The following is a 20,994-nucleotide window of genomic DNA, read 5'->3' as shown; positions in this document are numbered from 1 at the left end:
GGATCCGAACGGCAGATCCCGCACCCGCTCGACCGCGGTGCGTAGCGCGGCGAGTGCGGCGGCAACCTCCTCCATGAATCGAACATACATTCGACCACCGACAAACCGGACACGCGTGACCAACGAGACCACATTGACGAAAGTTGTTTGATGACCAGCGCGAATACCGCCGAGGGGGCGGGCAGTAGGCTGCAACCCATGCGTGTTGGAGTTCTGGGTGCAAAGGGAAAAGTCGGCGCGGCCATGGTGCTGGGGGTGGAGCGCGCTGAGGATCTGACCTTTTCGGTCGGCGTCGACGTCGGCGATTCACTGAGTCTTTTCACTGAGTCCGATACCGATGTGGTCATCGACTTCACCCATCCCGATGTGGTGATGGACAATCTGAAGTTCTTGATCGACAACGGGATTCACGCAGTCGTCGGTACCACGGGCTTCACCGCAGAGCGGATTGCCCAGGTTCAGGCCTGGCTGAAGGACAAGCCCGAGGTCGCGGTGCTCATCGCACCGAACTTCGCGATCGGCGCCGTTCTGTGCATGCAGTTCGCCAAGCAGGCCGCGAAGTTCTTCGATTCGGTCGAGGTGATCGAACTGCACCACCCGCACAAGGCGGACGCGCCATCGGGGACTGCGGCGCGGACCGCCGAACTCATCGCCGAGGCGCGAAAAGGACTGCCGCCCAACCCTGATGCCACCAGTACCGGGCTTGACGGTGCGCGTGGTGCCGACGTCAACGGCGTCCCGGTGCATTCCGTGCGGCTCGCCGGTCTGGTCGCGCACCAGGAGGTGTTGTTCGGGACCGCGGGGGAGACGCTGACCATCCGGCACGACAGCCTGGACCGCGCATCGTTCGTTCCCGGGGTGCTGTTGGCGGTACGCAACGTGCAGCAGCGTCCCGGGCTGACCATCGGCATTGAGCCGCTCCTCGACCTCTCGTGACCGACGGCGCGCGGTCGCTGCGCATCCAATTGCTGATCGGCTTCATGTGCCTGGCGCTGGTCGTCTACTTCCTGATGCTGGGCCGCACCGCCGTGGTGTTCATCGGGTCCGGTAAGCCCGTGGCGATCGGACTCGGCGTTGCCCTGATGGTCTTTCCCCTGATCGGCGTCTGGGTCCTGGTCAGCACCTTGCGCGCCGGTTTCGCGCATCAGCGCCTGGCCCGGCTGGCTCGTGAGCAGGGCATGGATCTCGATGTGTCCGACCTGCCGCACCGTCCGTCCGGCCGGGTCGAGCGGGATGCGGCCGATGCGCTGTTCGTCACCGTCAAGGGCGAATTGGAGGCCGATCCCGACAACTGGGTGCGCTGGTACCGGCTGGCCCGGGCTTACGACTATGCGGGAGACCGGAGCCGGGCGCGGGAGACCATGCGGACCGCAGTGCGGATGCAGGAGAGTGCGTGACCATGCCAACGCTGCTCATCGTCCACCACACGCCGTCGCCGTACTGCCAGGCAATGTTCGAGGCGGTGCTCGCCGGTGCCACCGACCCTGAGATCGAGGGCGTCGACGTGGTGCGTCGTCCCGCCCTCACGGTCTCGCCGGCCGACATGCTGGCCGCCGATGGCTACCTGCTCGGCTCCCCGGCCAACCTCGGGTACATGAGCGGTGCGCTCAAGCACGCCTTCGACGTCTGCTATTACCCGTGTCTCGATACGACCAAGGGCAGGCCGTTCGGCCTGTACCTGCACGGCAACGAGGGCACCGAGGGTGCCGAGCGGGCGATCGACTCCATCACTACGGGCCTCGGCTGGGTCAGGGCCGCCGAACACGTGGTGGTCTCAGGCCAGCCGAGCAAGGACGATCTCGAGGCCTGTTGGAATCTTGGTGCCACCGTCGCCGCCGGGTTGATGCCGGACTGACACGGCGACGTCACCCAGCACGTTATTGACGGGCCGGCAGCCCGCCCGGTATCGCCGCATGGCCGGGACGATACGGTGGCCGCCAAGACTGAACAGAGAGGGATCACCATGCCGGGTATCGCCGAATTGGCCCTGGGCGCCGCGCCGATCGCCGGTGGCGCAATGCTCGGCGTGATCGCGGGCAACTTGAAGCCGCCGGACGTCCGTGGACTGATCATCAAGGACATGGATCTGCTCGATCGGCTGCGGGAAGAGGACGTCGAATTGCGCACGCGCCTCAAGGCGAGCATCGATCAGCGAATCGGCGAACTCATCACGGCAGGAGAACGCAGCCGGGAGCTTCGCGACGCGGCCATGTCCTACCGCGGAAACTGGCGTGACATCGTCGTATTCGTCTGCGCCGTCCTGTTCACCATCATCTGGTGGAACGTCAGTCACAGCAGGTCGAATTGGCTCACGATGTTCATCGCGATGATCATCGTCTCCGCGGCCGCGGGTATCTATGCCGGCCGCGGCTTGCTCCGCGCGATGCGCACGTTCGTCCACCGGAACGACGACGCGCAGTCTCAGTAGTGGAAGGTGTCCGACGGGGCCGGCACATGGTCGGGGTCGTCGCCGAACTCGGACTCGTGGATGCCGTAGGCCTTCGCCAGGTCGAGGATCTTGTTGGCGCGGGCGATGCGGGGCAGGTCTGAGCCGTTGCGGATCTCCCCGCCGTCGCGCTGAAACTCGGCGAAAAACTCTCTTGCCCAACTGATCTCGTCCTGTGACGGGGACAGGCCCTCGTTGACCGTCGGGCACTGGTCCGGCGTCAGGCAGATCTTGCCGGTCATCCCGAACTCAGCCGACACCGCGGTGGCCTCCGACAATCGCAACGCGCTGGAACCCACTGTGGGCCCGTCGATCGCGCTCGGAAGGTGAGCTGCCTTGGCTGCGATCGTGAATCGGGACCGCGCGTACGCCAGCGTCGCGGGGTTGTCGCCGAATCCGGTGTCGCGGCGGAAATCGCCGATGCCGAACGCGAGCCGGAAAGTGCCCTTGGTCGCGGCGATCTCGGTGATGCGTTCCAGCCCGCGCGCAGTCTCCACGAGCGCGACGATCGGCACGTTCGGAAGCCGCTTGGCGGTTTCGGTGATGTGGTCGACGGACTCCACCATGGCGAGCATGATTCCGCCGACCGATGTCCCCGCCAGCATCTCCAGGTCGTCGGCCCACCACCGGGTGCCGAACCCGTTGATCCGCACCCAATCGGTGTTGTCCTCGCCGAGCCAACGGATCACGTTGGCGCGGGCGGCGTCCTTGTCCTTCGGCGCGACGGCGTCCTCGATGTCCAGCACGACGATGTCGGCGCGGGAGCGCGCAGCCGGGGCGAAGCGTTCGTACTGCGCGCCGTTGACCAGCAGCCAACTGCGGGCTAGTACCGGGTCGATGCGGAAGCCGGGGGCTGCGTTGGGATCCGGTTCACTGGTGCTGGTCTGGTCGTACACGCCTCAATCGTCGCTTACCGGGTGACGACGCGACGCGGCGGGTCAGCCGAGGCGCGAGCCGAAGAAGCTCTCCATGGCTTCCCAGTGCTGTTCGTCGGCGGCTTTGTCGTAGGGCGCGTTGTCGGGTACCGCGAATCCGTGTGCTGCTGCGTAGGTTTCGATGATGTGTTCGACGCCGGCGGCTGTCAGCGCTTTGTCCAGGGTTTCCGCCTGCTCTGGGGTGAACGAGGAGTCGTTCTCGGCGCCGCCGACGTAGACCGCTGCCTGGATCTTGTCGGCCAGCAGGTGCGGGCTGCCCGGGTCGTCGGATGCCAACCCGCCGCCGTGGAACGACATGGCCGCCGCAACCCGGTCGGGCACCCGGCCGGCCACCACCAACGATGTGCGCCCACCCATGCAATATCCGGTGGTGCCGAATTTCGCGTCGGTCACCTCGGGCCTGCTCGCCAGATAGTCGAAGAACGCCGTCGCGTCGGCTGCCATGACATCCGGGGTTACTTTCCGCATCATCGCGAACAGCCTGTTGCGTTCGCCGGCATCGCCGAACACCGTCTCCATCTCGAACGGCTTCCAACCCGGGTCGCGGTAGTACACATCCGGCACCAACACGGCGAAGCCGTAGCCGGCCAGCTTCGCGGCCATGTCGTCGAACGTCTGCCGCGCGCCGCCTGCGTCGGGATACATGACCACGCCAGGCCACGGACCATGGCCGTCTGGGGTTGCGAGAGTCACGGCACAAGTGCCGTCGGGCGTGGTGATGGTGTCCTTGATCGTCGGCATGGCTTCCGTTCTACCCCTAACCGCTGCCCGTAAGCTGAGGGAGTGCCTATCGCGACGCCGTACGAGGATCTGCTGCGTCTGGTGCTGCAGACCGGAACACCGAAGTCCGACCGCACCGGCACCGGAACCCGCAGCCTCTTCGGCCATCAGATGCGCTACGACCTCGCCGAGGGTTTTCCGCTGATCACCACCAAGAAGGTGCACACCAAATCCATCGTCTACGAGCTGCTGTGGTTTTTGCGCGGCGACTCCAACGTGCGGTGGCTGCAGGATCACGGGGTCACCATCTGGGATGAATGGGCTTCGGAGACAGGCGATCTCGGTCCCATCTACGGTGTGCAGTGGCGGTCCTGGCCGACTCCGTCGGGCGAGCACATCGATCAAATCAGCAACTCCCTTGAGCTGCTCAAGCGTGATCCGGACTCCCGGCGCAACATCGTCTCGGCATGGAATGTCGGCGAGATCCCGCAGATGGCGCTGCCGCCCTGCCACGCGTTCTTCCAGTTCTATGTCGCCGACGGCAAGCTGTCCTGCCAGCTGTTTCAGCGCAGCGCCGACTTGTTTCTCGGCGTGCCGTTCAACATCGCCAGCTACGCCCTGCTGACTCACATGATGGCGGCACAGGCGGGCCTTGAGGTCGGAGAGTTCATCTGGACGGGCGGGGACTGCCACATCTACGACAACCACGTCGACCAGGTCACGCTCCAGCTGACTCGTGATCCGAGGCCGTACCCCGAACTTGTTCTGGCCCCGCGTGATTCGATCTTCGACTACACCTACGAAGACGTCGCGATCCTGAACTACGACCCGCACCCGGCGATCAAGGCCCCCGTCGCGGTATGAGTTTGCACCTGATCTGGGCGCAGTCGACTTCGGGCATCATCGGCCGCGACAACGGGATCCCGTGGCGGCTGCCCGAGGACCAGGCTCGGTTCAAAGAGCTGACTTTGGGCCAGACCGTGCTGATGGGCCGGTTGACCTGGGAATCCCTGCCGGCGAAGGTGCGTCCGCTACCCGGCAGGCGCAACGTCGTGATCACCCGCGATGCGGGATACGTCGCCGAAGGGGCCGACGTGGTGACGGCACTGCCGGAGCACATCGACGGATGGGTCATCGGTGGTGCCCAGATCTACGCGATGACGCTGCCGTTCGCCGACCGGTGTGAGGTCACCGAGATCGACGTCGACCTGTCACCCGTCGCCGGCGACGCGCTGGCGCCTGCGCTCGACGACTCGTGGGAGCAGACCACCGGTGAGTGGCTGACCAGCGCGTCGGGCCTCCGATACCGGTATTGCAGTTACCGCCGCGATCAGCGCCCGTCGACGACGTAACCGGCCAGCCGCCGCACATCCGCGTCGGCGTCGCCGGTGGTCAGCTCGGCGATGCGGGCCCGCAGTGCCGCCGTGTCGCGAGCGTCGAGGTCACCTGGGCCCCGTGGGCCGATCAGTTCACCGATGGTGACGACGGCGTGGCGTCGGATCACCGGCTCGCAGTGGTCGAGGCCAGGTCGCACGCCGGGCAGATCGGCAGCGTCGAGCGTGCAATATCCGCGGCCCAGCTGTAGCGCCTCGGCCACCATCGCGGCCACTGTCGGATCGGCCAGCCCGGCCGCGAGCAACACGTAGTCCCGCGGCGGGTGAGCGCGCCCATGGGCGCGAAACGAGCTATATGGCGCGGCCACCGCCGCGGCCCTGCTCTCGGCAGGCAGGTCGCGTCGCGCCAGCACCTCCAGGCCCGCACCCAGGCGCCCCAGTGCCGTGGCCACCCAGTCGTGGGCGTTGCCGCGCAGCGGGAGCGCTGCCCACAGTGCCGCCATGACCTCAGGCGTCGCCAAACCCAGATCGGCGAGAAGCTTGGCACCGATCCAGGCGGTCTCGTGGTGCCCGAGCGCAGCGATGCCGACCGGTACCGCGTCCGCCCCCGACTCCTGCAGCAGGCTCAGGGCGCGTTCCCGGCCCAGCAGCTGCCCGAGTTCACGCCGGCCCCGATGCGGTGTCAGCCCCGCTGCCGCGGCCAGTCGCGGCACGCGGTGTTCGGTCGGCATGGCCAGCACGTCGCGTTCGGCCTGCGCGGCGGCGACGTACTCGGGGAAATGGCGGTCCAGCTCATCGGCCGTGAGCGAGCGCACCAGCAGGTCCGCGTCCTCGTCGTCGAGATAGACGACGACGTCCTGCGGCAGCGTCCCGTCGGCCACGAGCTCTGTGCGTACGCGCGTTGCGATATGCAGCATCCTCTGCGCGAACCGGTCCCATTCCTCTTGCCACCGCGCGCGGGGCAGGCCTGATACCGCCGCGCTGAGCCGCTCACCCCACCCGGAATCGGTCTCGCCCCACTCGTAGTCCTGGTATTTCCAGTCCGGTGGGCTGAATCGGCAGTCCGGATCAGTGACCGATTCCTCGGTGGCGACTGCCAGATTGGGCAGATAGATCACGCCCGTCAGCTCCGCGTAGAACTCGCTGAACGCGACGGCGTACGGCTGTTCCGGTGCCGCCGAGGCGACCAGCGCGCGTACCGCGTCAGCGGCCGCCACGGTCAACTCGGTCTCGAATGCATGCCAGTCGAACGCCACGCCGACCAGTATCACCACCGTGGGCGGCCGACTTGTCGGTGGCTTGGGCAAGAATGGCTGGGTGGCCTCCCTAACTACGGCCCAGGCTCGCCGCATCGCCGTCGCGGCGCAGGGTTTTCATGAACCGAAACCCCGCGGCGCAGTAGCGCGTGCGCACCTGCGCCGGTTGATCTCCCGGATCCAGGTGCTGCAGTTGGACTCGGTGTCGGTCGCGGTCCGCGCCCATTACGCACCGGTGTTCAGCCGGCTCGGGCCGTACGACCGCGATCTGCTGGACCGAGCCGCCTGGTCGCATACCGCGCGCACACCACGGCTGCTGGTGGAGTACTGGGCGCACGAGGCCGCGTTGATGGCGGTCGAGGACTGGCCGCTGCTGCGCTGGCGAATGCGCGAGTACACCCATGGTCGATGGGGCACCGAGATCGTCCGGAAGAACCCCAAGCTCGCCGAGGACATCGTCGCGGCGGTCGCCGAGTTGGGCCCGTCGACGGCCGGGCAGATCGAGGCGCATCTCGAGGCCGAGCCGCGCGGGCGCAAAGGACCGTGGTGGGGCCGCAGTGACACCAAGTGGGTGGCCGAAGCCCTGTTCGCCTCAGGGGTTTTCACAACGGCGACGCGCGTCGGATTCGCCCGGCACTACGACCTCACCGAGAACGTGCTGCCACCCGAGGTGGTGTCGCGCGAGGTGGGGGATGACGAGGCGATTCGTGAGCTGACGCTGCGTGCGGCGACAGCGCTCGGAGTCGGTACCGAAGCCGACATCCGGGACTACTTCCGGCTCGGTGCCAAACAGGTGAAACCAGCCATCGCCAAGCTGGTGGCAGATGGGGAGCTGGAGCCCGTCGACATAGAGGGCGTCCCGGCCTATCTGCGGTCGGGGCAGGTCGTGCCCCGGCGGGATCGGGGTACGGCCCTGCTGTGTCCGTTCGATCCGCTGATCTTCTTCCGGCCCCGAGTCGAGCGATTGTTCGATTTCCACTACCGCATCGAGATCTATACCCCGGCGCCCAAACGTCAATTCGGTTACTACGTATGGCCTTTCCTGCTCGATGGGCAATTGGTGGGCCGGGTCGACCTCAAACGGACCGACGGTGCCCTGCATGTCGTCGGCGCGTTCACCGAAGACGGTCAGGACCGTTCCCGGGTGGCGCCCGCGCTGGCGGGGGAGTTGCGGACCATGGCCGCGTGGCTCGGAGTCAACGACGTGACAGTCGGGCGAAACGGGGATCTTGCCGCGGAACTGGGGCAGAGCTTGCACCGATAATCGAGTGATGTCGATCAGGGGATTGTCCGCGGCGCTCGGCCTCATCGTGCTGTTGTTCGGCGCAACCGGCACTGCGGTCGCGGATACCGGCACGAGTAACGGTGTGACGTATACGGTTTCGTCGACCTCGGTCGATCCCGGGAACGGCTGGAAGCTTGAGGTCGGCCAGATATCCGGCGGCGACGGTGCGGTGACGGCGGCATTCAACGCCGCCAGCGTTGCCTCCGGCAAGACGATGGCCGGGATGCTGGACCGAGACCAGGTTCTTCGTGACAACGCGACCTTTGACGCCAAACCGGCTGTGAGCTTCCGGCCGACCGCCATATCGCAGGTGTTGAGCGGGGTGTACTACCGCACAGGAGCTGCCCACCCGCTGGACTATGTCACCACCGTCGTGATCGACAGTCGAACAGCCCGTCCCATCACCCCTGACGACCTCTTCACCGACAAGCAGGCGGGATTGAACCGGCTGTCCCAACAGACCAAGCTGATCTTCCCCAAGGTGTACGGAGGAGACGCGCCGATGCCCGATTTGCGTGGCAACGCGCCCGCCGAGGAGAACTTCCACAACTGGATCCCGACCGCGGACGGACTGGAAATCCATTTCGAGGACTACCAGTTCGCCCACGGTCAGCCTGTCATCACCGTGCCGTGGTCGCAGCTGACCGATGTGCTCGCACCGGACATGCAGGTGCTGGCCCGGTAGTCACTCGGCGAGGTCGGGTACGCCGCGTCCACGAATCACGTTGGTGGCAAAGATGATTGCACCGATGATCAGCCATACGATGCCACCGATCTTGGCCAGCGCGTCGGCGTTCACCAAAACGTAGCCGATGATCAGGAAACCCACCGTCGGGACGACGAGGTGCAACAGGTAGTTCTTCGACTTCTTGCGCACCAGGTAATACCAGGCCACCGAGATGTGCAGCAGGCAGAACCCGAACAGCGCTCCGAAGTTCACCAGCGATGAGATCAGGCCGATCTGGCCGACGAAGAACAGCACGAGCACCAGGCTCAGCGCGCTGACCACCAGGATCGCCGCGATCGGCACCTTGCGGGCACTGATCGTCGACAGGAATGCCGGCAGTTGCCGGTCGCGGCTCATCGAATACAGCAGGCGGCTGGTGGAGGCCTGGGCGGCCATTGCGTTGGCGAAACCGACCGCGAGCACGTTGACCACGAAGAACGCATTCATCCACCCGGTACTGGAGGCGGCTTGCACGAGTTGGAAGAACGCGTTGCCCATCTCGTCGTCGCTGAACGATTCGCGCCCTCCGGCCAGGAGACTGGCCAGCCAGGTCTGGGTGATGAACAGGAACGCCACCACGAACAGCGCTACGATCATCGCCCGGCCCGCCGGGTTCTTCTTGCCGGTGGACTCCTCGGCGAGTGTCGAAATGCCATCGAAACCAAGGAAACTCAGCACAGCGATCGACAATGCGGCCGCGATCAGCGGGGCGCTGACCACATCGGGATTCCAGATCGGTGTTGTGCTCCACCCGACGTTGGGCAGAGTTTGTCCGTTGATGGCGCGTACCGCGATGACGACGAACAGCACGACAAACACCAACTCGACGGCCAGGAACATGCGGTTGACGATCTTGAGCGATCCGACGCCGAGCAGGTTGATGACCGTGTTGACGACCACGAACACGACTGCCCAGACCCAGCGCGGCGTCCCCGGAAACAGGCCGACCATCGACTCCGCGGCGAAGACGTACAACAGGGTGGGGATCAGGAGGTAGTCCAGCAGAATTGCCCAGCCTGCGAAGAATCCCAGCCCGGGGTGAATACCGCGGCCCACATACGCGAAGACGGACCCGGCCAGTGGAAACGACTTGGCCATCTGCGAATACGCCAGTGCCGTGAACACCATGGCGATCAGGCCGATGAGGTAGACCAGCGGAACCATGCCCGACGCGCTGTTGTAGACGGTGCCGAAGATCGTCCACGGCGCGATGGGCACCATGAACACCAGCCCGTAGACGATCAGATCGACCGTGGACACCGAGCGGTTGAGTTCCTGCTTGTAGCCGAATGATTCGAGTGTGCGTTGAGCCTCACCGGTGGTGAGGTGGCCGGTGTTGGCCGCGCCGGTGTCAGTTGCCATAGAAGTCCTGTCGGGTCGGGGGATGGTGGGTGTCAGACCCGGGCGGCGGTGGCCAGATCGTGCTCGTGCAGGAACTCCGCGATGACGGCACGGAACTCCTCGGGTTTCTCCAGGTGTGTGCAATGACTGCTGTCGGGAAATACGTGACTGCGGACATCGGCGATGTTGTCCACATACGGCTGCCACGTGGCTGGGGTCGCCTCGTCGAATTCACCGGCCACCACAAGCACCGGTGCGGTGATCGCGGCCAGCCGATCGATGATGCTCCAGTCGCGCAATGTGCCGATCACATGGAACTCGTTGGGGCCGTTCATGGTGTAGTACACCGTCGGGTCGGCCACCATCTGGGCCTCGCTGTCCGCGAAGTCTTTGGGCATGGGCGTCACCCGGCACACGTGCCGTCGGTAGAACTCCTGTGTGGCTGCCAGATAGGTCGGATCAGCGACGGTTCCGTCGGCCTCGTGGCGACGCATCGCGGCCAGCATGTCGGGTGGGAGCTGCGCCCGGAGTTCGGCGGCGCCGTCGAGCCACAGCTGCATGGATGCCGGGGAATTGCAGATGGACAGCGAGGCCAGGCCTGCCGGTTCTCGCACGGCGATCTCGGCGCCGAGCATGCCGCCCCACGACTGTCCGAGCACGTGATAGCGGTCGACGCCCAAAGCCGTCCGCACCGTGTGGAACTCGTCGACGAAGAGCTCCGGCGTCCAGAAGTCGGTGGGTGCGTCCGGGAGGTGGGTGCTGTTGCCGCACCCGAGTTGGTCGTAGTGGATGACGGTGCGCCCGGTCTCGTCTGCGAGCGCGGCGATGTTGGAGACGTAGTTGTGCGCCATACCCGGCCCGCCGTGCAGGACGAACAAGGGCAGGGCGTCGGGGTGGGCGGTTTCGGGCGTAGTGACCTGAATCCAGGTCTCGTGTCCGCGGAACGGGATGGTGCGGGTCGTACATGGCATGGAGGCCAGCATGGGACATTAATGGTCTCGCAGCAAGACCATTAATCGTGTTTTAACAATTGGTGCCGATACTGTAGGGGCGGTTGGGAGAGGGGAGACGCGATGACGCAGCCAGCCGGCGCCGGAGTGCCTGGCTTGCTGGAATGCGAGCTCGAATCGCCGTCGCGGATCGACGAGATCACCGACCGGCTCGTCACCGCGATCGCGCTCGGTGAGTACCTGCCTGGCGCGCGATTGCCCGCCGAGCGGGAGCTGGCCGCCGCGCTGAAGGTCGGGCGCATGACGGTGCGCGCGGCATTGGCCAGACTCGTGGACCGTGGATTGGTGGAAACCCGGCGAGGCCGCGGCGGCGGGTCCTACGTACTGCAGCAATGGCCCGAGTCGTCGACGGAGTCGGTGTGTCGGACACTGACCATGCGTCTCGACGAGCTCCGGGATCGTTGCGACGCGATCTGCCGGCTGCACGGGGCAATCTGCCGGGCCGCCGCCGAGTCTCGGTCGGACCGTGACGTCGCGGTGCTGCGCGAGCGGCTCGAGGCATATCGGCGCGCCGAGAGCGGATTGTCAGCCCAGCAGGCCGACAGCGCATTGCACCTCGCGATCATCGATGCTGCCCACAACGACGTCCTCAAGCAAGTGCTGCTGGACCTTGAAGCATCGGTGAGCATCGGTGCGCCTGCGCACCTTTGGGGTGAGCCCGCGACCATGCATCAGATGGAGATGCGCGCGCTGGCCGAGCATGAACAGTTGATCGGTGCGATCGCCGACGGTCGCGGCGACGACGCGGACGCGCTCGCCCGCGCCCACGTCGCCATCGACTTCGAACTCATCTCCGCTGCGATGCGCCGGGCCGGGGCGCTCAGCGACTAATCATGAGCTCCCGTGCTCACCACCAAGCGGCCCGTGGTCTCCCGCGCGGCCATCCGCCGAAGTGCTTGCGGCAGTTGCTCCCAGGCCACGTTTTCGCCGACCACGGTCTGTAGCCGGCCGGTACGCATCAGCTCCAGAATCTTGACGTGCGCATCGAGGCCCTCGGAGCGGGCCGGCCAGTTGAACCCGAGCGTGCGGCGCACGGCGAGCGGATCGGTGACGTAGACCAGGCACACCCCGCACACGTCGAAGTTGCCGTAGGCGATCGGCCGCGGCGAGATGTAGTCGCCGTCCTCCAGAGCGATGTCCTCGGCGAACCCGGCCATCAGATGCCGGCCGTTGAATCCCATGCAGCGGAACGTATCTGTCGTGACGCTGCCGCCCACCGCGTCGAACGCGACGTCCACGCCGCGCCCGTAGGTGAGCTCCATGACCTCGTCAACCCAGCCGCTGTTGCGGTAGTTGACGGCATGGTCGGCGCCCAGCTTGCGGCAGAACTCCAGCTTCTCGTCACTGCCCGCAGTGGCGATCACTCTGGCGCCCAAGGCCTTTCCGAGCACCAGCGCGCCCGAGCCGGTGCCGCCCGCAGCAGCGTGCACCAGCAGCGTCTCACCGGGCTTCAGGCGGCCGCGTTCGCGCAGTGCGAACCAGCCCAGGTGAAACGGGTAATGCAGGGCGGCGCCGTCGATGTCGCTGACCCACTCCGGCAGATCGAGCACCGTCGCCGCGTCGACTATGGCGTAGGACGCGTAGCCGCCGAAGGCCATCACAGGGATTCCCACCACGCGTCGGCCGACCAGATGCTCGGCGCCCAAGCCCGCGCTCTCGACGATCCCGACCGCTTCCATACCTGGCACGAACGGGGGCTGCAGGGGCAGGGTGGTGTAGCGGCCCTTGATGATGTCGATGTCGTTGAAGTTCAGGCAGAACGCGCGGACCGCGACCCGGACTTCTCCTGCGCCCGGGGCCCGCACCTCCACCGTCTGCCGCTCCAGCACCTCTGTGGGCTCACCGAGCGCGGTCGCCACCCACGCGTCCGCCGAGATGGGCTGTGGTGCAGTCTGATTCATCTGTCCTCCGTCGTGGTGAGAAAGCGATCGCGGTAGTCGCGGAATCTCTCGGCGAGGGCCGCGACGTCGAGCTGCAGATCTGCCGGGTCGTAGATGACACCTCCGTACCGTCCGCGGGGGTGTTCGGTGAGGAAGTTGGCCATTGCTGTGCGCACGTCGTCGTCGAAGGGTTGGTCGGCGACGCGGTAGATGTCGCGCAAAGTGGCTTCTTCGTCGGCCATGAAGTCGTCGAATCGCACGTCGATCGCTTGCCCGGCGGGAAGCTTGTCGCGATCACGGATACAGCCGGTCAGCAGATCGTCGATGCGCTCCAGCCAATATCCGGTCAGCTTGCCGACATCCGGCCGGGCGACCGCCATTCGCGTCGCGTAGCAGATCATGGTCATCATCGAGAGCGTCACCTCGACCGGGTCGCGGTGCGTGACAATGAAAGTCCCGTCCGGGAAGGTCGCGGCAAGAGTGGGGAACTGCTCCAGATGCTGCGGTGACTTGAGCACCCAACGGGTTCCTCCCCGCAACCACTGCATGGCCTGCAGGCTGCGCTTGACGTAGCTGTACGACGCCGCCTGATCGTGCGCCTTGTAGTGAGCGGCGAAACTCGGCACGTAGTACATCGTTTCCCACAGCATGCCCGAGATGTCATTGGCGAGAAGCTGGATCTCCTCGTGCGCGTGCTCGACGGTCATGTCGTGCATGCGGCGAAACTCCGGCATCGAGGAGTTGATCAGCTCAAGGCCCGCCGCGCAGCGATCCCGCCGCGGTCCGGGTGTCTCGTCGCCTGCGGCGGGTACCGGTTCGAGGCTCTCCCAATACGGCAGATGGCGCAGGGCCGGGTCCGCCGCGAGCAGATTGTGCAGATGCGTTGTGCCGGTGCGGGGGAGACCGCAGATGACGATCGGCCGCTCGATCTCGATGTTCTCGATCTCGGGATGCTCGGTGATCAGGGCTTCCAACCGCAACCGATTGACCAGGTTGCCCACCAGTTGCTCGAACGTGATCGCCACGCCGGTGTCGGACAGGTCCGCCTCATCACGCAGCGCCATACACAGCACGTCGAGACGTTCCCGAAACGCCGGGTCGCCGAAATCGGTCAAACCGGACCGTTCGGTCGCTGCGGCCAGCAGGGTCGCCGGGCTCAACTCGAGAGTCGCGCCGTAGGCGGCCAGGCCATCGCGAATCGGTTGGGCTGCCGGGGGATACACCGGATTGGCAAGGTCGTCGAACCGGATCGGTGCCGGACGCTGCACGCCCGTGGTCACAGCGCGGCCACCTCGGCCAGGTCGACGACCCGGCACTGCGGGTGGGCCGGGGTCTGCTCGGGCAGGAACCACCGCAGCCAGATCAAGCCCTTGGGTCGGCCGGCCGTCGAGACCCAGTTCGGGTGTCCCGGGTCTTTCTCGCTGATGACGATCCGCCAGGAGCCGTCGGGTTCATAACTGACGTGCGCGCCGTTGATTGTGACCCGCTCGTGGGTGTAGTCGTAGGTGTGCAGGAACGGGTTCCACAGGCAGAGGTTCCAGAACACACAGTCTGGCGACGTGCCCTCGATGATCAGGGCTTGGTCCGGCTCGAGGTCATAGGCCCCCATCGAGTAAGCCGCGTCGGCGGCCGACCACCCGTAGGCGTTCTGTGGCACCGGGAACGGCGGGTGCAGCGCGTTGGCGGGTTCCACCTTGGTGGGCAGGAACGAAACCTGTTCGTGCAGCCAATTTTTGGCGTAACGGAAGCGGCGGGTCAGTTCGGCGGCGCTGTCGGTGCGCCGGGCAGGCGGGTCGAGTGATTCGATCCGCCAGACGGGCCGGCGCCCGGTGCCCGGATCGTTCAGATAGTCGCGGGTCAAGGCGAATTCGGTGTCCGGGTCGAGTTTGAGCCACGCGCCCGGATGCGGATCGGGGCTCATGATGAGCTCGAAGTTGCCGTCCTCGTCGAATTCCAGGCCGCGATCGTTCATGGTGCCGACGATGCGATCGCTGTAACGACCTTCGCCCGGCCCGCCGTAGACGGTCATCGAGAGATACACCGCGTCGCCGCGGTTGCCGGTCACGCGGTAGGTACGGGCCGGGTCCAGCGGGGCGAGTTGGTAGTAGGCGTCCGAATTGTCGCCTCCCCATTTGAGATACGGGCTGATGACGTCGACCAGGATCGGCTTGTCGCGGTCGCCCCAGACGTAGGCGTCGACGCCGACCCGCAGCAGGCTGAACGGCAGGCGGTACCCGTCGAGCAGGTCGGCCTCGCTCAGTGGAGGGTCTGCGGCGAGCAGCTTCTGCTCGATGCCACGCACCTCGTCGAGCAGGGCGTTGAACGCCTCGGACAGTTCTTCTCGGTCGGTCATGCGGTGTCCTTCTTTCGTGGTTGGGTGCGCCCTGCCCCGTGGATCAGCAACGAGCACAGTCGATCTGCGGCGTCTTCGGCGTTGACGTCCGGTTCCATGTGAGCGATGTAGAACGCGGTCCCGATCAAGGTCTGGTAGACCATGTCGACGTCGACATCCGGACGGACGCGGCCCTGCTCGACTCCGCTGTCGACCAGAGCGCGGAATGCCCCCCGGGTCCGTTCGTCGAGCAGCTGCTGGGTCCGGATGTGTAGTTCGGGGTCGCGGCGGCGTTCGGTGAGGATGCCCAGCGCGGCCGCTTCGACCACGGGGTCGCCCCAGAACGTGAGCACCGCGTGGGTGAAGGCGCGGAGGTCGGTCTCGAAATCGCCTGACAAGGAAAGGAGTTCGCCGTCCGGCCGCTGGCCGAATGCGGCGTCGAAGGCCAGGTGGGCCTTGGACGGCCAGCGCCGGTAGATGGTGGGCCGGCTGACACCGGCCTCACGGGCGACTGCCTCTATCGAAAGCTGGTCGTAGCCATCCCGCGCCAGCAGCCGACGGGTCGCACTCATGATGTCGTGCTGGGTTTGCGGATCACGCGGCCGTCCGGGGCCTGTGAGCGAGGACACATGATTACGTTACGACACGTAACGTAATCGGGGCAAGGGTTGGTCGTGCGGCAGCTACAACGGACTGCCTTGCGCCATGTGTCCTCAGGCCCTGGCAACACGAGCAACGAGAAACACCGATTGGTGCAAAGTCAAGCTTGCCGGGGCCCCATCGACGGGGACACCGCGACACCATTTGGGTGCAGCGACGCGGCGAGTATGTCCGCAGTCACAGATCGTGCCGCATCATCGCCGGATGAGCTCGTCGGTGGTAGCAACCAGATGTGCCAACATGCGGTTGGCCGCGTCGGCGGGTTCACGGGCGCGAATGGCGTCGGCGATCCCTTGGTGATCGGCCAACGAACGCATCGGCTGGCCCGGCCGGGTCAGGGACGTCTCCGACGTGCGGTCGAGTGCCCGGCCGAGGCCTTTGAGGAGTTTGATGAGGAGCGGGTTGTGCGCGGCAGTTGCGACACCGAGATGAAAACGGCGATCACCGTTGAGGCCGGGAAGGCCCGCTTCGATCTCGCCCCGCATCTCTGCCAACGCCGCGTCGAGTTCGGCGAGATCCTCGTCGGTGGCGTGCACGGCTGCCAACCTCGCACACTGGGCTTCCAGAGCCTGCCGGGTCTCCCAGATGTACGGATGGTCGACGTGGGTCTCCACTAGCTCGGCCGCCAGCGACGAGATGACATCTTCAGGGCGCTGCAACAGATAGATGCCGTCACCGTGGCGAACCTCGACGATGCCCTGCGCGCGCAACGCGGTGATGGCCTCCCGGATCGACGATCGCCCGACCTGAAGCTCTGTCGCAAGGTCGCGCACGTTGGACAGCTTGTCGCCAGGTTGCATGCCGCTCGTGTCGATGAACTCCCGAAGGCGCTCGCTGACCTGTTCGTAGAGCGGCCTGCGATCGACCTGCCCAATCCGACCTGCCATCGCGTCTCCCATCAACTGCTCACCTGGTCGTCTGATCTCTAGTCTGGCAGATGGTGCGCGTAGCGAGAGGCAGAGCAGCATCGACGGGCGGTCATGCGGCTGACGTGCGGTCTGGCCGGGGAAACGTAGAGAAAATCAGGTAGTGACGGACATCTGATCGGCTGCTACGGTTCAGGTGATCTGATCACCAGCACACCGGTCGGTACTCGCATAGAAGATCAGATCACCAGATCACCGAGAGGACGTTCGACATGGGTTCATCGTTTATCGCCGCTAACGGGTTGTGGTCACAGCGCCAAGCGGAGGCTGGTGCCAAGCTGGTCTCTCGGCTCAACGAGCTCGATCTGCGCCAGGTCCGCATCAGTTGGGGAGATCAGCACGGCATCCTGCGTGGCAAGACCTTGGAAGTCGATGCATTTCTGTCCGCTCTGGCCGACGGCAAAGATTTCCAGACCGCCACGCTGATTTTCGATACCACGAACAACCCCGCTGTCCCGCCGTTCGAGGCCCACGGGTTTGGCGACGACCGATTGACGGGGCTGCCGGACTGCGTCTTGGTCCCCGACCCGACCACATTTCGTGTGCTGCCTTGGACTAACAGGACCGGCTGGGTGTTGGCCGATATGTACTACCGCAACGGCGAGCGCGTCCCGTTCGACACCCGAGGCGTGCTGCAGGCACAACTGTCAAAGCTGGAGCAGGAAGGGTTCAGCTTCACCACTGGAGCCGAGCTTGAGTTCTACATCACCCGTCTCGTGGACCCGAAGCTGAGTTTCGCCGATTCCGGGTGGCCACCGGCCGCCCCGGAAGTGACGGCGCTGTCACACGGCTATCAGTATCTGACCGAAAATCGCGGCGATGAGGCCGACGCAATCCTGAGCATTCTTCGTGACGAGATCGTCGGTTTGGGTATGCCGCTGGCGACTGTCGAGGATGAATGGGGTCCGGGACAGGTCGAGATGTCTTTCGATCCGCTGCCCGGCATCGAAACGGCCGACAATGTGCTGCTTATCCGCAGCGCGATCAAGCAGATCTGTCGTCGGCACGGATATCACGCCACGTTCATGGCGCGACCGGCCTTCCCCAACATCGTCTCCAGCGGATGGCATCTTCACCAATCGCTCGGTAGCCCCGACAAGGCCAACATTTTTCCTGGCGAGAATGGAACCCTTCTCTCTGGCACAGCGGTGCATTACATGGGAGGTCTCCTCGAGCACGCGCGCGCCAGTTCGGTACTCACTACGCCGACCATCAACGGCTACAAGCGATACATCGCCAATTCGTTCGCGCCCGACAGGATCGCCTGGGCGGAAGAGAACCGCGGCGCGATGATCCGTATCTCCGGAGCACGCGGGGATGGTTCCACGCATCTGGAGAATCGGATCGGCGAACCGGCGGCCAACCCGTATTTGTATATGGCGTCACAGCTGATCAGCGGTCGCGACGGCATCGCCCGCAAACTCGATCCCGGACCGTCGGCGGACGAGGCCTATACCGCAGATGTGCCGTTGGTGCCGGCAACACTCGAGGAGGCGCTCGGCCATTTCGAGAGCAGCGCCTTGATGCGCCGCGAACTGGGTGACGCCTTCGTCAACTACTTGACCGTTGTGAAGAGGAAAGAGATTTCCCGCTTCAACGCGGCGGTCACCGACTGGGAACACCGTGAGTACTTCGAAGTCTTCTGACCTTTTCACGCCGGAACATCTGAAAGTCGAAACCGAATGACACTGAAAGTCATTGCCGAACACCGCGAGCCGAAGCTGGGGCCGAACGCCATCACCGTGGCGGCGGCACAGCTCGGCGGTCCCTGGCTCAAACCGTCGGCCCGCTTGGCTCAGATAGCCGACGCCGCGCATGTCGCGGCCACTTCCGGAGCCACGCTGATCGCCTACCCGGAGACCTATCTATCTGGATACCCATTCTGGCCATCGCGCACGGAAGGTGCGCTCTTCGACCACCCAGATCAAAAAGACTGCTACGCCTACTATCTCGACGCAGCCATTGAGGTCGACGGTCCTGAGCAACGCGAGATGGAAACGATCGCAGCTGATTTGGGGATCACGATGGTCGTCGGAGTCACCGAACGGGGCCGAGAACTGGGCCGGGGCACGGTCTGGTGCACCGTCCTCACCATCGATCATCGACGCGGCCTAGTGGGGCATCACCGAAAACTCGTTCCCACCTATGACGAACGAATGGTGTGGGGCCAAGGTGACGGTGCGGGATTGGTGACCCACCAAGTCGGGCGAGCCACGGTGGGAAGCCTGAACTGCTGGGAAAACTGGATGCCCCAAGCCCGCACCGCGCTGTACGCGCAAGGTGAAACCGTGCACGTCGGCGTGTGGCCCGGGTCGAGCGCATTGACTAGTGACATCACCCGTTTCGTCGCCGTAGAAGGTCGCGTCTACGCCATCGCGGCATCCGGCATCATCACCGCCGATTCGATTCCGAGCGACTTTCCACTCGCCGAGCGTCTCCGTGAGGCATCCGACACAGTCGTCTTCGATGGCGGCAGCGCCATTGCCGGTCCCGACGGCCGCTGGTTGGTCGCGCCAGTCGTAGCAGCAGAGGGGGTGATCATCGCCGACCTCGATCTCGACCACGTCACCCGCGAGCGGCTGAACTTCGATCCCACCGGCCATTACACCCGACCGGATGTCTTTCGCACCATCGTCAACCGGACACGCAACGAGTCGGTCCAATTCGCAGACCACACACTGGAACAGGAGCTCAGACCCTTCCCATGACCACAGACCCCAGCACGACGACTCTGATCCTGCAACATCAGGATGACGACGGTCCTGGCAACCTTCAGACGTGGTTGCACGACCGAGCGATGCCTTACGAGATTGTCGACGTCACCGCCGGAGCGCTGCCCGCATCGGGGCACTACCGCGCGCTGGCCATACTCGGAAGCAGTCGGTCGGCGTACGACACCGATGAGCCGTGGATCCAGGCCGAGCACGACTTCGTGCGCGCCTGCATCGCAGCCGGCACGCCGGTGCTCGGCATCTGCTTCGGCGCACAACTGCTCGCCATGGTCCTTGGTGGGCACGTCGGCCGAATGCCCAACCCTGAACTCGGGTGGTACGACATTGCCGGTGAGCAGCCTTACGGCGGAACGTGGTTCGTCTGGCATGGTGACGAGATAATCGCTCCCCCCGGTAGCACGGTCCTGGCGAGAACCGACAGGTGCACCCACGCGTTCGCGCACGGGCACCATCTCGGCGTCCAGTACCATCCCGAACTCACCTCTGCCCACATCGACTTCTGGTTGGCGACGCCGCGGCGCCGGCGGTCCATCACCGACTCCGGTGGCGATATCGACAATATCCGTTCTGCAACATCACAATTCGAACCCAACGCCGTCGCTAATGCAGCTCAGCTCTACGGCCAGTTCTTCTGCTGCCACGAGCCCAACGCACACCAAGGAGAATCGTCATGCCCGCCCGTATCGCTAGTACAGTAAGCATCGGACTGCTCGCGGGGCTGTCCTGTCTGCTCACCGGCTTCGCCGTGAAGGTCCCCATTTGGGCGGTTTTCATCGCCTGGGCTGCATTCTTCGCTGCCGGCGGTGGACTCGACGGAGCCAAGCGCTCGCTGGTAATGAATTTCCTGGGCGTCGCGAGCGCCACTGTCACGATGCTCGCAATCGATGCGCTCGGCGGAAGCACATGGGCTGTCGCGGGATGCGTCGTGGTGGGTGCCGGGATCCTTGTGCTGATCAGTAGCGACGGAATCCTCAGCTTCACCCCTGCAGGGTTTTTCGGGTTCGCCTCGCTGGTCGGAACGATCGCTGCGACCAAATCAACTATCACTGCGCCGGTCAACTTCTCCCATCCCGTCGCACTCGTGCTGGTCGCCATCGTGCTCGGCACAGCATTTGGCCTGGCCTCTGAACGGCTCGGGACTGCGTTGACCAACAAGGTATCCACCGCGGCCTCCTAGTGGCCCCTGGCGAATAGTCCGCAGCCCGGCCCTGCGCGTCCATCATGCGCAGGGCCGGGCTCACGCCGGCCCCGCGAGCCTGTGCCATGTGGGTCATCTCCTCAATCACGCTGTCGAAGCGCCTATTTCAGGACATGATCGCGCGGCCGCAACACCGCATGCACGTGCGGCAGCGACAACCCCAACGCCTGAGCAGCCTCACGCGCGGACACACTCGCATCAATCAGCCTTGC

At 65.2% G+C, this 20,994-nt stretch carries 23 protein-coding genes; 13 read left to right on the top strand and 10 right to left on the bottom strand.

Going from position 1 to position 20,994, the window contains the following annotated elements; translation table 11 throughout:
* Positions 1-198 precede the first annotated feature (198 nt).
* The 4 genes from dapB (at position 199) to BST13_RS30255 (ending at position 2,428) form a co-directional block, all read left to right on the top strand.
* A complete protein-coding gene (dapB, locus tag BST13_RS30270) occupies positions 199-936 on the top strand; it encodes a 4-hydroxy-tetrahydrodipicolinate reductase (protein WP_083168781.1) in 738 nt (245 codons plus the stop codon).
* Positions 933-1,397, top strand: a complete 465-nt coding sequence (locus tag BST13_RS30265; protein ID WP_083168766.1) for a hypothetical protein — start codon at positions 933-935, stop codon at positions 1,395-1,397. The genes dapB and BST13_RS30265 overlap by 4 nt, the downstream gene beginning before the upstream one ends.
* Positions 1,398-1,399: 2 nt before the next feature.
* Entirely contained in the window at positions 1,400-1,855 is a 456-nt protein-coding gene (locus tag BST13_RS30260; protein WP_083168764.1) for a flavodoxin family protein, read from the top strand.
* 108 nt (positions 1,856-1,963) lie between these two features.
* Positions 1,964-2,428: a hypothetical protein gene (locus BST13_RS30255; protein WP_095533767.1), complete on the top strand. Its 465-nt coding sequence runs from the start codon at positions 1,964-1,966 to the stop codon at positions 2,426-2,428.
* Here BST13_RS30255 and BST13_RS30250 read toward each other — a convergent pair.
* On the bottom strand, positions 2,422-3,342 hold the full coding sequence (locus BST13_RS30250; protein WP_083168763.1) for an HpcH/HpaI aldolase/citrate lyase family protein: 921 nt from the start codon (positions 3,340-3,342) through the stop codon (positions 2,422-2,424). The genes BST13_RS30255 and BST13_RS30250 overlap by 7 nt on opposite strands.
* 42 nt (positions 3,343-3,384) lie before the next feature.
* On the bottom strand, positions 3,385-4,122 hold the full coding sequence (locus BST13_RS30245) for a dienelactone hydrolase family protein (protein WP_083168761.1): 738 nt from the start codon (positions 4,120-4,122) through the stop codon (positions 3,385-3,387).
* A 42-nt stretch (positions 4,123-4,164) separates the two neighbouring features.
* Here BST13_RS30245 and BST13_RS30240 point away from each other — a divergent pair, with 42 nt between their 5' ends.
* Both BST13_RS30240 and BST13_RS30235 read left to right on the top strand, forming a co-directional pair.
* The gene (locus BST13_RS30240; protein ID WP_083168760.1) at positions 4,165-4,965 is read left to right on the top strand and encodes a thymidylate synthase; all 801 of its coding nucleotides are present in this window, start codon (positions 4,165-4,167) and stop codon (positions 4,963-4,965) included.
* Entirely contained in the window at positions 4,962-5,453 is a 492-nt protein-coding gene (locus tag BST13_RS30235) for a dihydrofolate reductase (protein ID WP_211296218.1), read from the top strand. The genes BST13_RS30240 and BST13_RS30235 overlap by 4 nt, the downstream gene beginning before the upstream one ends.
* Here BST13_RS30235 and BST13_RS30230 read toward each other — a convergent pair.
* Positions 5,432-6,691 (bottom strand): DUF4303 domain-containing protein, encoded by a 1,260-nt coding sequence (locus BST13_RS30230; RefSeq protein ID WP_158087216.1) that lies wholly within the window; start codon positions 6,689-6,691, stop codon positions 5,432-5,434. The two genes, BST13_RS30235 and BST13_RS30230, sit on opposite strands and share 22 nt — an antisense overlap.
* A gap of 61 nt (positions 6,692-6,752) precedes the next feature.
* Between BST13_RS30230 and BST13_RS30225 the strand changes: the two genes are divergently transcribed.
* Together BST13_RS30225 and BST13_RS30220 are read left to right on the top strand one after the other, a co-directional pair.
* The gene (locus tag BST13_RS30225) at positions 6,753-7,955 is read left to right on the top strand and encodes a winged helix-turn-helix domain-containing protein (protein ID WP_083168776.1); all 1,203 of its coding nucleotides are present in this window, start codon (positions 6,753-6,755) and stop codon (positions 7,953-7,955) included.
* 7 nt (positions 7,956-7,962) lie between these two features.
* Complete coding sequence (locus BST13_RS30220; protein WP_083168757.1) at positions 7,963-8,661, top strand: RsiV family protein; 699 nt, start codon at positions 7,963-7,965, stop codon at positions 8,659-8,661.
* On the opposite strand, the gene BST13_RS30215 is transcribed toward BST13_RS30220, so the two are convergent.
* Together BST13_RS30215 and BST13_RS30210 are read right to left on the bottom strand one after the other, a co-directional pair.
* Positions 8,662-10,065 carry an APC family permease gene (locus tag BST13_RS30215; RefSeq protein ID WP_083168755.1) on the bottom strand — a complete coding sequence of 468 codons (1,404 nt, stop codon included), beginning with the start codon at positions 10,063-10,065 and terminating at the stop codon, positions 8,662-8,664. It abuts the gene before it with no gap.
* A 32-nt stretch (positions 10,066-10,097) separates the two neighbouring features.
* Entirely contained in the window at positions 10,098-11,015 is a 918-nt protein-coding gene (locus BST13_RS30210; RefSeq protein WP_245839863.1) for a proline iminopeptidase-family hydrolase, read from the bottom strand.
* Positions 11,016-11,117: 102 nt separating this feature from the next.
* Here BST13_RS30210 and BST13_RS30205 point away from each other — a divergent pair, with 102 nt between their 5' ends.
* Positions 11,118-11,885, top strand: a complete 768-nt coding sequence (locus BST13_RS30205) for a FadR/GntR family transcriptional regulator (protein WP_083168752.1) — start codon at positions 11,118-11,120, stop codon at positions 11,883-11,885.
* Here the strand turns inward: BST13_RS30205 and BST13_RS30200 are convergent.
* From BST13_RS30200 to BST13_RS30180, 5 genes are all read right to left on the bottom strand, one after another.
* Positions 11,882-12,955, bottom strand: coding sequence for a zinc-binding dehydrogenase (locus BST13_RS30200; protein ID WP_083168751.1), 1,074 nt, complete (start codon positions 12,953-12,955; stop codon positions 11,882-11,884). The genes BST13_RS30205 and BST13_RS30200 overlap by 4 nt on opposite strands.
* Complete coding sequence (locus tag BST13_RS30195) at positions 12,952-14,214, bottom strand: sulfotransferase family protein (protein WP_083168749.1); 1,263 nt, start codon at positions 14,212-14,214, stop codon at positions 12,952-12,954. The genes BST13_RS30200 and BST13_RS30195 overlap by 4 nt, the downstream gene beginning before the upstream one ends.
* The gene (locus BST13_RS30190) at positions 14,211-15,287 is read right to left on the bottom strand and encodes a DUF1214 domain-containing protein (RefSeq protein WP_083168748.1); all 1,077 of its coding nucleotides are present in this window, start codon (positions 15,285-15,287) and stop codon (positions 14,211-14,213) included. The genes BST13_RS30195 and BST13_RS30190 overlap by 4 nt, the downstream gene beginning before the upstream one ends.
* Positions 15,284-15,895 (bottom strand): TetR/AcrR family transcriptional regulator, encoded by a 612-nt coding sequence (locus BST13_RS30185; protein WP_245839862.1) that lies wholly within the window; start codon positions 15,893-15,895, stop codon positions 15,284-15,286. The genes BST13_RS30190 and BST13_RS30185 overlap by 4 nt, the downstream gene beginning before the upstream one ends.
* 225 nt (positions 15,896-16,120) lie before the next feature.
* Positions 16,121-16,813 (bottom strand): FadR/GntR family transcriptional regulator, encoded by a 693-nt coding sequence (locus tag BST13_RS30180; protein ID WP_083168746.1) that lies wholly within the window; start codon positions 16,811-16,813, stop codon positions 16,121-16,123.
* Positions 16,814-17,064: 251 nt separating this feature from the next.
* On the opposite strand from BST13_RS30180, the gene BST13_RS30175 reads away from it, so the two are divergent.
* The 4 genes from BST13_RS30175 to BST13_RS30160 all read left to right on the top strand — a co-directional run bounded on the left by BST13_RS30175 (position 17,065) and on the right by BST13_RS30160 (position 20,761).
* Positions 17,065-18,498, top strand: coding sequence for a glutamine synthetase family protein (locus BST13_RS30175; protein WP_083168745.1), 1,434 nt, complete (start codon positions 17,065-17,067; stop codon positions 18,496-18,498).
* A gap of 96 nt (positions 18,499-18,594) precedes the next feature.
* Positions 18,595-19,560, top strand: coding sequence for a carbon-nitrogen hydrolase family protein (locus BST13_RS30170; RefSeq protein ID WP_245839861.1), 966 nt, complete (start codon positions 18,595-18,597; stop codon positions 19,558-19,560).
* A complete protein-coding gene (locus BST13_RS30165; RefSeq protein WP_083168742.1) occupies positions 19,557-20,282 on the top strand; it encodes a type 1 glutamine amidotransferase in 726 nt (241 codons plus the stop codon). Before BST13_RS30170 ends, BST13_RS30165 begins: the two co-directional genes overlap by 4 nt.
* The gene (locus BST13_RS30160) at positions 20,255-20,761 is read left to right on the top strand and encodes a DUF1097 domain-containing protein (protein ID WP_083168740.1); all 507 of its coding nucleotides are present in this window, start codon (positions 20,255-20,257) and stop codon (positions 20,759-20,761) included. Before BST13_RS30165 ends, BST13_RS30160 begins: the two co-directional genes overlap by 28 nt.
* The last annotated feature ends 233 nt before the right edge of the window (positions 20,762-20,994 follow it).

The sequence above is a fragment of the Mycobacterium aquaticum genome (assembly GCF_002086485.1).
GTDB lineage: Bacteria > Actinomycetota > Actinomycetes > Mycobacteriales > Mycobacteriaceae > Mycobacterium > Mycobacterium aquaticum.
This window is presented reverse-complemented; position numbering and strand designations above follow the sequence as displayed.

Coding starts and splice junctions, on each gene's coding strand:
- dapB (WP_083168781.1), top strand. CDS start 199: ATGCGTGTTGGAGTTCTGGGTGCAAAGGGAAAAGTCGGCGCGGCCATG.
- BST13_RS30260 (WP_083168764.1), top strand. CDS start 1,400: ATGCCAACGCTGCTCATCGTCCACCACACGCCGTCGCCGTACTGCCAG.
- BST13_RS30255 (WP_095533767.1), top strand. CDS start 1,964: ATGCCGGGTATCGCCGAATTGGCCCTGGGCGCCGCGCCGATCGCCGGT.
- BST13_RS30245 (WP_083168761.1), bottom strand. CDS start 4,122: ATGCCGACGATCAAGGACACCATCACCACGCCCGACGGCACTTGTGCC.
- BST13_RS30235 (WP_211296218.1), top strand. CDS start 4,962: ATGAGTTTGCACCTGATCTGGGCGCAGTCGACTTCGGGCATCATCGGC.
- BST13_RS30220 (WP_083168757.1), top strand. CDS start 7,963: ATGTCGATCAGGGGATTGTCCGCGGCGCTCGGCCTCATCGTGCTGTTG.
- BST13_RS30215 (WP_083168755.1), bottom strand. CDS start 10,065: ATGGCAACTGACACCGGCGCGGCCAACACCGGCCACCTCACCACCGGT.
- BST13_RS30210 (WP_245839863.1), bottom strand. CDS start 11,015: ATGCCATGTACGACCCGCACCATCCCGTTCCGCGGACACGAGACCTGG.
- BST13_RS30205 (WP_083168752.1), top strand. CDS start 11,118: ATGACGCAGCCAGCCGGCGCCGGAGTGCCTGGCTTGCTGGAATGCGAG.
- BST13_RS30200 (WP_083168751.1), bottom strand. CDS start 12,955: ATGAATCAGACTGCACCACAGCCCATCTCGGCGGACGCGTGGGTGGCG.
- BST13_RS30190 (WP_083168748.1), bottom strand. CDS start 15,287: ATGACCGACCGAGAAGAACTGTCCGAGGCGTTCAACGCCCTGCTCGAC.
- BST13_RS30180 (WP_083168746.1), bottom strand. CDS start 16,813: ATGGCAGGTCGGATTGGGCAGGTCGATCGCAGGCCGCTCTACGAACAG.
- BST13_RS30175 (WP_083168745.1), top strand. CDS start 17,065: ATGGGTTCATCGTTTATCGCCGCTAACGGGTTGTGGTCACAGCGCCAA.
- BST13_RS30165 (WP_083168742.1), top strand. CDS start 19,557: ATGACCACAGACCCCAGCACGACGACTCTGATCCTGCAACATCAGGAT.
- BST13_RS30160 (WP_083168740.1), top strand. CDS start 20,255: ATGCCCGCCCGTATCGCTAGTACAGTAAGCATCGGACTGCTCGCGGGG.